This is a genomic window from Halogeometricum sp. CBA1124 (genome assembly GCF_009741955.1).
Classification (GTDB): domain Archaea; phylum Halobacteriota; class Halobacteria; order Halobacteriales; family Haloferacaceae; genus Halogeometricum; species Halogeometricum rufum.
Genome location: NZ_WPCD01000105.1, coordinates 1 through 12,637, shown reverse-complemented (window position 1 = coordinate 12,637; position 12,637 = coordinate 1). Strand labels below are relative to the sequence as shown.

Here is a 12,637-nt window from a genome sequence, read left to right as displayed (position 1 = left end):
TTTTCGTAAATAGTTTACTATGGGCAGAAATACTGCCACCAACGCGACAGAGTTTCAAACCACCCCTCCGAGAAATCGAAACCGTCAATTTTCACGCCGAGAACGCTGACGTTTATCCCCGATGTGCGGCTGACGGTGGACGATAATGGACGAACGTGTAGAATTATGGGCGGGATACCGCCGCCGGTCGTCGCGTCGCGCCGCAGTCGTGCGATACGGTGTCAGTCGCCGGCCGCGCTCCGGGCCTCTCGGCGCGCCTGTTCGACCGACTTGCCGTCGCGGACGACGGCGTCCACGAACAGTTCGCCGGCCTTGTAGGACGACCGGACCATCGGGCCGGACGCACAGTAGAGGAAGTCCAGTTCGTCCTCGGCCACCCGCCGCCACGTCTCGAACGCGTCGGGGTGGACGTACTCGAACACGTCGAGGTGCGTCCGCGACGGTTGGAGGTACTGTCCCAGCGTCACCACGTCCACGTCCGCCTCGCGCAGGTCCGACAGCGTCTGGTATATCTCGTGGTCGTACTCGCCGAGTCCGAGCATGACGCTCGTCTTCGTGTAGATGTCCGACTCGCGCTTCACCTGTTCGAGGACGGACAGCGACTGCGCGTAGTTCGCCCGCCTGTCGCGGACGGGCCACTGGAGGCGTTCGACCGTCTCGATGTTGTGCGCGATGACGTCGGGGTCGGCGTCGATTATCTTCCGGACGGCGTCCTCGTCGCCCTGGAAGTCGGGGATGAGCACCTCCACGAGGACGCTCGGGTCGCGGCGCTTTATCTCGCGGATGGTCTGCGCGAAGTGCGCGGCCCCCTGGTCCGGCAAGTCGTCGCGGTCCACGGACGTGAGGACGACGTAGTCCAGCCCGATTTCCGCCACCGCGCTGGCGACGTTCGCGGGTTCCTCGGGGTCCAGCGGTTCCATCCCGCCCGTCTCCACGTCGCAGAAGTTACACCCGCGCGAACACCGGTCGCCCATCAGCATGAACGTCGCCGTGCCGGGGCCGTCGCGGCCGCTCCAGCACTCGCCCATGTTCGGGCAGTTCGCCTCCTCGCAGACGGTGTGCAGGTCGCGGTCCCGCAGCGTCTGTTTGATGTCCGTGAAGCGTCGCCCCGACGGCGGGCGCATCTTCAACCAGTCGGGCTTCCGCCTGCCGCTCATACGAACTCCTTCGTCGGAGAGGTGAAAAGCGTGAGGATTACTCGGACCCCGCTCGGCCCGCGTTCCGTCAGTCGGACTTCGTGGACCGGTCGCCCGCCGCGCCGGCCGCCGGCCCTCGCTGCGTCGTCGGTCCCGGTGCGCCGAGTCGCTCGACGCCCGTCCGACAGAGCCACTCCACGAGCGCCGTCGCCTCGTCGGCGTCGCGGACGAACTCCGTCGCCGCCGTCGCCCGTTCCTCGGCGTCGCCGACGCGACGCCGACGCCGTCGGGTTCGACCGCGCGGAACCCCGCCTCGTCCGTCCGCGCGTCGCCGACGAACACGGGGAGACAGGCGGCGCGTTCGTCCAGGAGCGACGAGACGACGCTGCCCCTGTCCCACGCGACGGCCGGTCGGACCTCGACTTCGCCGTCGCCCTCGCGGACCGCGAGCGTCCCGCTGGCGAACTCGCCGACGGCGCGCGCGACGGCCTTCCAGACGGCGGGCACGCGCGAGTCGGGAACGCGCCGGTGGTGGACGGCCAGCGTCTGCCCCCGGTGTTCGACGGCGACGTTCGCCTCGTCGGCGAAGTCGTCGCGGAGTTCCTCGCAGACGTGGTCCACGTCCGGCCGGTACGTCTCCGCGACCGGGTGGACGTTCCGCACGCCCTCGGTGCGCAGTTCGAGGCCGTGGTTGCCGGCGTAGGTCACGCCCGGCAGGTCGACGCGCGTCCGCACGTCGTCGAGTGGCCGTCCGCTCGTCACCGCGACGGTGACGCTCGGACGACTGTGCAGTTCCGCCACCGCGGCGCGCATCTCCGGCCGAACCGTCGCCTCGTCGGGGGTCTCTCTCGGGACTGCGAGCGTCCCGTCGAACTCCAGACAGAGGAGGAGTTCCTCCCGTTCGGGCAGGCGGGACGCGAGCGTCTCCACCGCGGCGTCCAGCGCCTCGCTCCGCGCCTCAGACATCGCGACCACCCGCCCGAAGCGCCTCGGGGTCCCGGCTCGCGGCGTCGAGGACGTCCGTCACCCACGCGTCCAGGTCGTTGTCGCGGACCCGTTCGCGCAGCGACCGCATCCGGCGGCGGCGTTCGACGGTGGACATCGACAGCGCCCGGTGGATGGCCGTCGCGAACCCGTCGCGGGAGTGCGGGTTGATCTGTACCGCCTCGTCGAGTTCCTCGTGTGCGCCCGCGAACTCGCTCAGGAGGAGGACGCCGTCGTCGTCGACCTGCGCGGCGGCGTACTCCTTGGCGACGAGGTTCATCCCGTCCTTGAGGGGGCTCACGAGTGCGAGGTCGCTGTGGCGGTACAGCCCGTACAGTTCGCGCTGGTCGAGGTGGTCGTCCACGTGGACGATGGGCTGCCACGTCGCCGTGCCGAACCGGTCGTTCACCCGGTCGACGGCCGCGGTGACCTCCTCGGCGATGCGTTCGTAGGCGGGTATCCGCGACCGACTGTGGCTCGACTTCTGGACGAACGTCAGTTCGCCGCGCCACTCGGGGTGGTCCGCCCAGAAGCGTTCGAGCGCGCCGATTCGCTCGGGGATGCCCTTCGTGTAGTCGATGCGGTCCACGCCGACGGCGACGGCGACGTTGGGGTCGATGCCGTACGTCCCGGCGAGGTGCGCCCACGCGTGCTGGTCGAAGTTCGCCGCCGTCGAGGCGATTCGCTCGGCGTCGACGCCCATCGGGAACGCGCCGACGCGGACCGTCCGGCCGTCGACGTGGACGACGCCGGCCTCGCGGTCCACGCGCGTCCCGTCGAGGGCGGCGGCGCAGTCGAGGAAGTTGTCCCGGTAGCGTTCGACGTGGAAGCCGAGCAGGTCGTTCGCGAGCAGTCCCTCGACGAGTTCCTCGGCGTGGGGGACGACCCGGAACGTCTCCCACGACGGCCACGGGATGTGCCAGAACTGAACCGTGTTCGCGCCCTCGGGTAGCGACTCCCGAATCGTCTTCGGCGCGAGGCAGAGTGGTAGTCCTGTATCCAGACGGTCGAGTCCTCGGTCGCCCGTTCGGCCGCCGCCTCGCCGAACGACTCGTTGACCGACTCGTACGTCTCCCAGTACCTCGGCTCGACCTCGACCCGGCCGACCAGGTCGTGACAGAGCGGCCACAGGACCCGGTTGCTGTAGCCGTAGTAGTAGTCCGTCACCTCGTCGTCGGTCAGCCAGACGCGGCGCAGCGTGTACCGTTCGTCGTCCGGCGGAACCGCCACGCAGTCGTCCTCGTCGGTGACGACGGCGTCCGCCTCGCCGTCGCCCCACGCGACCCAGTCGCCGCCAGTCCGCTGGACCACGGGGTCGAGTCCCGCGGTCAGTCCGCCGACGGGTTCGTCAACGACGCGCCGCCGTCGCGTCGTACCCGTGCTGGTACGGTTCGCGGTTCGAGACGACGACGAGGTCGCGTTCGGTCCCGCCGGCCCGACGCGTCCCTCGCGTCGGTTCCATCTCGGTCTCGGCGCTCGGTCGGAAATCGTCGACGGCTTCCGCTGGGGTCTCAGACATGAGAACCTGTCACCTCCGCACCCGTTCGGGCGAACCGCCGCCCTGCAGTCGTCGGTCGTTCGGGCCCGGGCCGCGGGGGCCGCCGTCGTCGGGCTGGTCGGACGCCGTCCAGTGCGTGCTGCTCTGGGGGGGTCACGTCCGACGCGACCTGCCGGCCGAGGCTGGCGACGTTCAGCGCCGAATCGGAGTTCTCGACGGCGGCGTTGATGCGCTCCATCCACGAGAACAGCGCGCCGAGCGCTTCGGATTCGCTCGTCACGTGCCCGACGATTCGGCACGATTCCGCCTCGTTGACCCGGTGTCGGAACCGCAACTGCCACCGACCCGAGAACTCTCGGTGGGGACCGTCCGCCTCGACGGCTTCGACTGTCACGTCGCGTTCGCGGTGCCGAAAGCCGATGCCGTCGTCCGAGCGTACGACGTGCCAGTGACAGGGCATCTGGTCCCTGTCGAGTCTCTTGTAGGGGTCCATCGGGGTGAAATAAACATGGGCTCTCTCACCGTACTTGATTGTGGTTGTATATTCTTGGTTTTTATAACCGAAGGGGTGAAATTATATCTGATTCCGATACTATCGGCTACTACATACAATCTCGGGAAGGTCACACACGTCGAGAAACGACTGTCTGAAAAGTGTAAATATCATGAAAAATAGCGGCGATACGTCGGCAAATTCCGGGACTGCGAGGCGGCCCGTTCGTGACCGAATCTAGACCGTATCGAGCGGCCGACGCTTTGATACTCGTCGCGGATGCGTCCTCAGACGATGAGCACAATCGCGGCCGTCGAACTCGACGCAGACGAGTTCGCACTCGGCGAGTCACTACCCGCCCTCGACGACGGCGAACTGGAGGTCATTCGCGTCGCCGCGACGAACGAGAACACCGTCGTCCCCTACGTCCGCGTCTCCGGCGACGGGTTAGACGCGTTCGAGGAGTCGCTGTCGTCGGACTCGTCGGTCGAGACGTGGCGCCTCGTGGACGACCTGGGCGACGAACGACTGTACCGGATGGAGTGGACGGAGGACATCCTCGTCGTCGTTCACCTCCTCTTGGAGGAGGAGGGGGCCGTCCTCGAGATGCACGGCGGGCAGGGCACGTGGCGACTCCGGGTCCTCCTCCCGGACCGGGACTCGCTCACGGAGACGGCGCAGTTCTGCGAGGAACGCGACCTGACGTTCGCCATCAAGCACATCTACGAACTCGACGGGTCGGTCGGCCGCGGCCAGTACGGCCTGTCGAGGGACCAGTACGAAGTCCTCACGACGGCTCTCGGACAGGGCTACTTCGACGTCCCGCGGAACGTCACGATGGGTGACCTCGCCGCCGAACTCGATATCTCCCAGCAGGCCGTCTCCGAACGACTCCGGCGCGGTCACAAGAACCTCCTCGAGAGCACGCTCGAAGTGGGCGAGTCCTCGTTCGGCGAACCGACCAAGCAACGACTCCAGTGACGGCGACTGTCGGTCGCTGTCCCGGTCTGTGACCGTCTCCACTCCACCCCTCGTTTTCTCGTCCTCGCTTCTCTCGTCGCTGTCGCCGTCCCGTCCTCGGTCCCGTCGCCGTCTCTCACGGTCTCTCCTTCCGTTCTCGGACCGACAGTCCCTCACGACTGTTTCGCATCGACCATCGAAGACCGTGACAGACGTATCACACATCCGAAATACTCAAGAGCGAGTAAATCCTAACGTCGGTGTGAACTGGAAGCACCCCCGTAACCGAACGAAAGCCGAATCGAAGAAAGAAGAGCCCAAGACCGGTACCGACTGGTCGTTCGTCGCGGCCGCCATCGGTGTCGCGTAACGCGACTTCCCTTTTTACTTCGGCGTCACAGGTAGCCGTCGGACCGCTCGCGTCCGCGTGGAGAAACGCCTTTTAGTCCGTAGAACCGGGTGTCGCGTATGACTCTCGCTGTCGCGTCGCCTCGGAGGTCGCTCGCGTGAAGGTCGAATCGGTCGTCCCCGAGTTCGCCGACGCCTTCGGGTTCGACGAGTTCAACCGGATGCAACGGGAGGCGGCGCCCGCCATCCTGGACCGCGACGACAACGTCGTCGCCGCCGCCCCGACGGCCAGCGGGAAGACGGCGCTGGCCGAGTTGGCCATCTGCCGCACCCTCCGCAACGGCGGCACCGCCCTGTTCATCGCCCCCCTCCGCGCCCTCACGAACGAGAAGGAGTCCGAGTGGGAACGCTTCGAGTCGCTCGGCTACTCCGTCTACGTCGTCACCGGCGAACGCGACCTGAACCCCCGCCGCGCCGAACGCGCCGACATCCTCGTGATGACGCCCGAGAAGACGGACTCCGCCACCAGGAAGCACGAGTCGGCGCGCTACTCGTTCATCACCGACGTGGACTGCTGCGTCATCGACGAGGTCCACCTCCTCGACTCGGACACCCGCGGCGGCGTCCTCGAGGTCACCGTCTCCCGCCTGCGCCGCATCTGCGACCCGCGCGTCGTCGCCCTGTCGGCGACGATGCCGAACATCGAGGACGTGGCCAACTGGCTGGACGCGCCGCCGGAGACGACGTTCGAGTTCGGCGACGACTACCGCCCGGTGGACCTGCACGCCGGTGTGAAGACGTACTCGCACGGCGAGAACTCCTTCGCGGACAAGTACCGGCGGCTCTACCGCGCGCTCGACCTCTCGGAGGAACACATCCGCGACGGGGGACAGGCCCTCGTCTTCGTCTCCTCCAGACAGGACACCGTCCGCGCCGCCGGCAAGGCCCGCGACGAAATCGGCAAGCGGGACATCCCCATCGGCGCGCGCGGCGACTACGACTTCCACAACGAGGCCAAGGAACTCAGCAACGACTCGTTGCGGAAGGCGGTCCCCGACGGCGTCGGCTTCCACCACGCCGGACTGGCGAAAGACGACCGCGACAGGGTCGAGGAGTGGTTCAAGCAGGGGAAGATTCAGCTCCTGTTCTCGACCTCGACGCTGGCGTGGGGCGTCAACCTCCCCGCGCGGTGCGTCGTCATCCGCGACACGAAGTACCACGACCCGCTGGAGGGCGAGGTGGACATCTCGCCGCTGGACATCCTCCAGATGCTCGGGCGCGCGGGCCGCCCCGGCTACGACGACGTGGGGTACGGCTGGGTCGTCTGCGACCGCTCGGACGCCGACAAGTACCGGCGACTCCTCCGCGAGGGCAAGGAGATAGAGTCCCGCCTCGCCGAGGACCTCGACTCCCACCTCAACGCCGAGATAGCGATGGGCACCATCGGCGACTTAGAGGACGTGATGTCGTGGTTGCGGACGACGTTCTACTACCAGCGCGCGCGCTCGAAGCCCGACCGGTACGACTTCGACGGCCTCCGCGACCGGGTGCGCGAGACGCTCGAAACCCTCGTCGCCCGCGGGTTCGTCGAGATGGGCGAGGACCTCTCCATCGAGGCGACGCGCCTCGGCCGCCTCGCCTCGAAGTACTATCTCCGGCTCGACACCGCCCGCCGGTTCGCCTCGCTCACGGAGCGAGACACCATCACCGACGACTCGATTCTGGAGGCGGTCGCCGGAGCGGCGGAGTTCCACGACGTGTCCGCCCGGCAGTCGGAGGTGGACGCCGTCGACTCGGTCCTCACGGGCGTCCAGACGACGCTGGAGGACGGCCCGCGGAAGGTGCTGGCCATCCTCCACGCCGGGATGTCGAACAGCACGCCCTCGGACCTGCGCTCGGACGCGTGGATAATCCGGCAGAACGCGCTCCGACTGCTCTCGGCGCTCCGGGAGTTCCTCGACGCCTTCGCCGGGCCGCGCGCGGCGAACCTCGCCCGCCGCGTCGAGGCGCGGGTCGAACACGGCGTCTCCCGCGACGCCGTCGCCCTCACCGCGGTTGACGGCATCGGACCGAACCGCGCGAGCAAACTCGCCACCGGCGGCCTCCGGTCGCCGCAGGACGTGGTCGAGGCCGGCACCGCCGAACTGACGCGGGCGGGCCTCTCGGACGGCGTGGCGCGACAGGTGGTGCAGAACGCCCGCGCCCACCCGGACGCGACATCGTCTGGGGGGAGCTTCCCCGACAGCATCGCGACGGGGGAGAACCAGATGTGCGAGGTCCGCGTCCGCAACTGCGCGGGCGGTGCGGCCGTGGGCGTCCGCGTGACCGCCGTCGCGGGGGACAACGAGGCGGAGATGACGACGAAGCGGACCTACCTCTCGGACGAGACGAGCGTCCACGTCGGCGTCTTCGGCGCGCCCGCCGACGAGGTGACCTACCGCGTCGAGGTGACGTTCCCGGACGACCCCCTCCACCCGGTCACGGAGACGCGCACCGTGCGCGTGGACTGACACCGCTCTCGGACTCGTTCGCAACTAACACCGGGTTTACTCGACGCGAAACGGGGGGGTTGGCCTCGGCTACGGGCTCTCGTCTGCATCGGAGTGAGCGCTCTCGTCGCCTCTCGTCGGTTCTCGACCGCACTCGCTCGCTCAGTCGAGGAGCGTCCGACGCAGTTCCTCGGGACCGTCGACCACCACGTCCGCCCGCGAGAGGTCCAACTCGGCGTTGTGCGTCGAGCGGTAGGCGACGGTGAACGCGCCGGACCGGGCGGCCGCCTCGACGCCGTGGACGGAGTCCTCGACGACGACGCAATCGCCCGGCGAGAGGCCGAGTTCGGCCGCGGCGTGTTCGTAGATGTGCGGTTCCGGCTTGCCCGGGTCGTCGATGTCGTCCGCGCTGAGAATCAGGTCGAGGGGGTCCAGCCCGAACCGGTCGCGGACGATTCCGATCCACGCCTGCGGCGCCGAGGAGACGATGCCGAGTTTCCGCCCGGCCGCGCGGATGGCGTCGAACAGGTCGTTCGCCCCGTCCATCAACTCGACCTGCTCGCCGTACAGCGACTGCGCGCGGTCGTCGTACGCCGCCACGAACTCCTCTTTGGTCACCGTGGTGCCGTACTCCGCGGTGAGGTAGTCGTGAATCTCGCGGTAGTTCATGCCCGTCACCTCCTCGTGGGAGGGGCTGCCGGACTCGATGGCCTCCGCGTACACCCAGTCGTCCTCGAACCGGTGCCAGTACGTCTCTGAGTCGACCAACACGCCGTCCATGTCGAACAACACCGCGTCGTCGGGGACGTCCATGCCTCCCTCAAGGGGCGCTATCACTCAAAGGTCTTCGTGAGACGGTTTTTATCGCAGGGCGCGGCCAGCGACCCCATGCCAGAGACGATTCGCGTCTTCGCCGGCGACTGCACGACCACGTTCGAGGGCTCGCGCGCCCGCACTCAGCGCGGGCGCGTCGTGGTCGTCGTGAAACCCGACCGCACCGTCCTCGTCCACGACGCGGACGGCTACCAGCCCGTGTCGTGGCTGACCCGCCCCGACTCGCTCACGGTCGAGACGGACGACGCCGGGTTCGGACTCGTCGCCCGCGCGGGCGACCAGGTGCTCCGCGTCCGGAGTCACGAGTCGAGCGGACGGGCGGAGTACCCGGCCACCGAGGCGGGCGTCCCCGTCGGGTCGCACCCGCGGACGGGCGAACCACTCGTCCGCGTCGGCGGCGCCGTCGTCGGACTCGACTCCGACGCGACGTACAAACTCCCCGCGGGGGCGACGGTGCTGGAGGAGACGTGCGAGGACTGCGGCCTGCCGACGATGCGCGCCGAATGCGGCGCCGCCTTCGAACTCTGCGTGGACCGCGCCTGCGAGTCGCTGGACGACGCCGTCCGCGACCGGTTCGACGGCGAGTGGATCTGCCCGGACTGCGGGTCCCCCCTCTCCGTCGTCCGCCGCGGCGGCCGCCTCCTCGCCGGGTGTTCGGCGTACCCGGACTGCGAGGCGGCGTTCGCGATTCCCGCCGGCGTCGTCGTCGCCGACTGCGACTGCGGACTCCCCGTGTTCGAGACGGCCCGCGGGCGGCGGTGCCTCGACGGGACGTGCGAGGCGTTCGGCGGGTGAGCGTTCGAGCGCACCTCTCACGGGCGTGTTCGCCGTCCGTCGGTCGGCCTGAGCGGGCGGCCGAGTACGGCGTCGCTCCGGTCAGTCGGTCGTCTCGAACGGTTCGTCTCGCTGTTCGAGGACCACGGTCAGCCTGCCGGGCCGAGGACGGCGGGCGGCCTCGCGGACGCTCTCGAACTCGGCCAGCGTCGCCGTCGAGTCCTCCGTGTTCATGCGAACCGTCCGCGACTCCTCTCGAACCGAATCGTACAGGCGGTCCAGCAGTCGTTCGACGGCGTGCGCGTCGGTCTTCGAGTCGATTTCGAACGTCGCCCGGTGGTCTTCCATACCGCTGTATGGGTCGTCGCGGGGATAGAACTGCCCCCGTCCGCTGGCCCGCCGTGCCGGAGCTTCGACGGTCCGTTCTCGCACCCACGCCACCGCATCGTAGCCCCTATGTCCACGCCGGGCGCGTTCCTCAACATGGACGCGACACTGCACGACGGCGTCGTTCGGGTCGGGGACGACGCGCGTCAGCGGTTCTACGACGCTCGGGGCTACGGTCGGCCGCTGGACGGCAACCGCCTCGAACTCGCGCCGGTCGAGGCGGCGCACCTGCTCTCGCGCGGTGACCTCGACGACATCGACGGGATGGACTTCCGCGAGTTCCTGGTTCGGACCGGCGCGGTGCTGGAGTTCGTCGTCTACAAGGACCTCAGGGACAGGGGATTCTACCTCTCTCCCGCGCGCGAGGACTGGCCGGGCGTCGAGGACGCCGACGGCGTCGACTTCGTCGTCTACCCGCGCGGGAAGGGGCCGACGGACGGCGACGTGGAGTACCGCGTCCGCCTCACCGGCGAACGGGAACCCGTCGCCGCCGCCTCTCTCGGCGACGTCGTCCTCGCCATCGTCGACGAGGACGGCGACCTGACGTACTTCGACACCGACGCCGACCCGGACGTGAGCGGCACCGACGACTACGCTCCGCCGGCGGGACTCGACGCCGACCTGTTGCTCGACCGGGTGGTCTGCTACGAGTCGCCCGACGAGGTGTACGAACACGGCTTCTACGGGCAGCGACTGTTCGGCCGCAACGCCGAGGAGGGTCCGCTCCAACTATCGCTCGTCGAGGGCGCGTACCTCGCGCGCCGCGGCGTCATCGACGTGGCGGCCGACGAGGTGGTCGCGCTCGCCCGCGACGTGGAGGGCGGCCGATTCGACCGCCGTCTCCACGCGTACGCGGCGCTCAGAGACGCCGGCGCCGTCCCCAAGAGCGGGTTCAAGTTCGGCGCGGACTTCCGCGTCTACACCGACTTCGAGACGGTGTCGGACCTGAGCCACTCCGCGGACCTCGTGCGCGTCGTCACGCCCGACCACGCGTTCCTGCCCCGCGACCTCTCCTTGGACGTGCGGCTCTCCGGCGGGGTGCGGAAACGAATGGTTTTTGCGCTCACCGACGCCAACGGTGGAATAGACTGGCTTTCGGTAGCCCGACTCACCCCATGACACGAGACCACGACACCGAGACGGACGCGTCGGGACGCGAGGACCCCCGCACGGACGGGGGTACCTCGGCGGAAGGAGCTGACGACGTGGCCTTGGACCCGTGGGGTTCCTCGACAATCTCGGACTACCGCAAACTGTTCGAGGAGTTCGGCATCGAGGAGTTCGACGAGGTGCTCCCGGAGATTCCGGACCCGCACTACCTGATGCGCCGCGGCGTCATCTTCGGTCACCGCGACTACCGGCCCGTCGCCGAGGCGATGCGCGACGGCGACCCGTTCGCGGTCCTCTCGGGGTTCATGCCGACCGGCGACCCCCACATCGGCCACAAACTCGTCTTCGACGAGATAATCTGGCATCAGCAGCAGGGCGGCGACGCGTACGGTCTCATCGCCGACCTGGAGGCCCACTCCGCGCGCGGCATGACGTGGGAGGAGATAGACGAACACGCGCGCGACTACCTGCTGTCGCTGCTCGCACTCGGGTTCGACCCCGAGGAGGGCGAACTCTACCGGCAGTCCGACAACCGCGAACTGCAGGACCTCGCCTTCGAACTCGGGTCGAAGGCGAACTACTCGGAGTTCGAGGCCATCTACGGCTTCGACGGCAGTACGAACGTCTCGCACGTGCAGTCGGTCGTCACGCAGATGGCGGACATCCTCTACCCCCAACTGGACGAGCCGAAACCGACGGTCATCCCCGTCGGCCCCGACCAGGACCCGCACGTCCGCCTCGCCCGCGACCTGTCGGACCGGATGCGCTTCTTCAAGGTGACCGAGGCGTACGCGAGTTTCGAACTGACGGACGCCGAACGCTCGCTCGTCGCCGCCGCCTACGAGGACCGCGCGGCGTTCGCCGAGGACCCCGAGACGCCGCGCTGTGAGGAGGCGGGCGAGTGGCTCTCGGAGGCGAACCTCGACGCACTCGGCGTCGTCGTCGCCGAGGACGTCCGCGAGAGCGCCGTCGAGAAACTGACGAACGCCGGGATGGAACCCCTCCGCCGGCGCGTCCGCTTCCTCGACGCCAACGCCACCGACGCGGCGTTCGACGCCCTCGTGGAGGCGATCGACGGCGAGAAACGCCGCTACGACGAGCACATCGACGCCTTCGACCTGTCGTTCGCCGACGCCGACGAACTCGCCCGCGAGGTGGAAGTCGACCACGGCGGCTACGGCTTCGTCCACCCCTCCTCGGTCTACCACCGGTTCATGACCGGGCTGACGGGCGGGAAGATGTCCTCGTCGGTTCCGGCGAGTCACATCTCCCTGTTGGACGATCCCGAGGAGGGCTACGACAAGGTGAAGTCCGCGACGACGGGCGGGCGCGAGACGGCCGAGAAACAGCGCGAACTCGGCGGCGAGGCGGACAAGTGCCCCGTCTACGAACTGTACGCCTACCTGCTGGCCGGCGACGACGACGAGTTCGCCAAGGAGGTGTACGACGAGTGCGTCGGCGGCGAACGCCTCTGCGGCGGGTGCAAGGAGCAGGCCGCCGAACTGATGCGGGAGTTCCTCGCAGACCACCAGGAGAAGCGCGCGGAGATGGAGGAACTGCTGGACGAACTCGACATCTCCACCGAGTCGGGCCGCCGCGGCGTCGCCCCCCGGCGACGACTGAC

General features: G+C 68.6%; 10 protein-coding genes and 2 pseudogenes. 5 read left to right on the top strand and 7 right to left on the bottom strand.

The window, feature by feature from the left end:
- Nucleotides 1-221: 221 nt before the first annotated feature.
- From lipA to GJ632_RS12970, 5 genes and pseudogenes are all read right to left on the bottom strand, one after another.
- Complete coding sequence (gene lipA, locus GJ632_RS23780) at nt 222-1,157, bottom strand: lipoyl synthase (protein ID WP_089803724.1); 936 nt, start codon at nt 1,155-1,157, stop codon at nt 222-224.
- Nucleotides 1,158-1,424: 267 nt separating this feature from the next.
- Nucleotides 1,425-2,102: pseudogene (gene otsB, locus GJ632_RS23775) on the bottom strand (trehalose-phosphatase); the annotation flags it as partial.
- Nucleotides 2,095-3,452, bottom strand: a pseudogene (locus GJ632_RS12975) (trehalose-6-phosphate synthase). The pseudogenes otsB and GJ632_RS12975, both read right to left, overlap by 8 nt.
- A gap of 16 nt (nt 3,453-3,468) precedes the next feature.
- Nucleotides 3,469-3,639 carry a hypothetical protein gene (locus GJ632_RS23770; protein ID WP_231751541.1) on the bottom strand — a complete coding sequence of 57 codons (171 nt, stop codon included), beginning with the start codon at nt 3,637-3,639 and terminating at the stop codon, nt 3,469-3,471.
- A complete protein-coding gene (locus GJ632_RS12970) occupies nt 3,632-4,111 on the bottom strand; it encodes a hypothetical protein (RefSeq protein WP_191453187.1) in 480 nt (159 codons plus the stop codon). The genes GJ632_RS23770 and GJ632_RS12970 overlap by 8 nt, the downstream gene beginning before the upstream one ends.
- Nucleotides 4,112-4,405: 294 nt before the next feature.
- On the opposite strand from GJ632_RS12970, the gene GJ632_RS12965 reads away from it, so the two are divergent.
- A complete protein-coding gene (locus GJ632_RS12965) occupies nt 4,406-5,092 on the top strand; it encodes a helix-turn-helix domain-containing protein (RefSeq protein ID WP_191453186.1) in 687 nt (228 codons plus the stop codon).
- Nucleotides 5,093-5,577: 485 nt separating this feature from the next.
- Nucleotides 5,578-7,929, top strand: coding sequence for a DEAD/DEAH box helicase (locus GJ632_RS12960; protein WP_343161161.1), 2,352 nt, complete (start codon nt 5,578-5,580; stop codon nt 7,927-7,929).
- Between the two features lie 141 nt (nt 7,930-8,070).
- Here the strand turns inward: GJ632_RS12960 and GJ632_RS12955 are convergent, their stop codons facing one another.
- Nucleotides 8,071-8,721 (bottom strand): HAD family phosphatase, encoded by a 651-nt coding sequence (locus tag GJ632_RS12955; RefSeq protein ID WP_191453185.1) that lies wholly within the window; start codon nt 8,719-8,721, stop codon nt 8,071-8,073.
- A gap of 75 nt (nt 8,722-8,796) precedes the next feature.
- Between GJ632_RS12955 and GJ632_RS12950 the strand changes: the two genes are divergently transcribed.
- Nucleotides 8,797-9,537: an Sjogren's syndrome/scleroderma autoantigen 1 family protein gene (locus tag GJ632_RS12950; protein ID WP_191453184.1), complete on the top strand. Its 741-nt coding sequence runs from the start codon at nt 8,797-8,799 to the stop codon at nt 9,535-9,537.
- Nucleotides 9,538-9,618: 81 nt separating this feature from the next.
- Here GJ632_RS12950 and GJ632_RS12945 read toward each other — a convergent pair whose 3' ends face one another.
- The gene (locus tag GJ632_RS12945) at nt 9,619-9,864 is read right to left on the bottom strand and encodes a hypothetical protein (protein ID WP_089803717.1); all 246 of its coding nucleotides are present in this window, start codon (nt 9,862-9,864) and stop codon (nt 9,619-9,621) included.
- Nucleotides 9,865-9,999: 135 nt separating this feature from the next.
- On the opposite strand from GJ632_RS12945, the gene endA reads away from it, so the two are divergent.
- Entirely contained in the window at nt 10,000-11,022 is a 1,023-nt protein-coding gene (gene endA, locus GJ632_RS12940) for a tRNA-intron lyase (protein ID WP_197427990.1), read from the top strand.
- Nucleotides 11,019-12,637 (top strand): tryptophan--tRNA ligase (locus GJ632_RS12935; protein ID WP_191453182.1); only part of this gene is annotated, 1,619 nt, incomplete at its 3' end. The genes endA and GJ632_RS12935, both read left to right, overlap by 4 nt.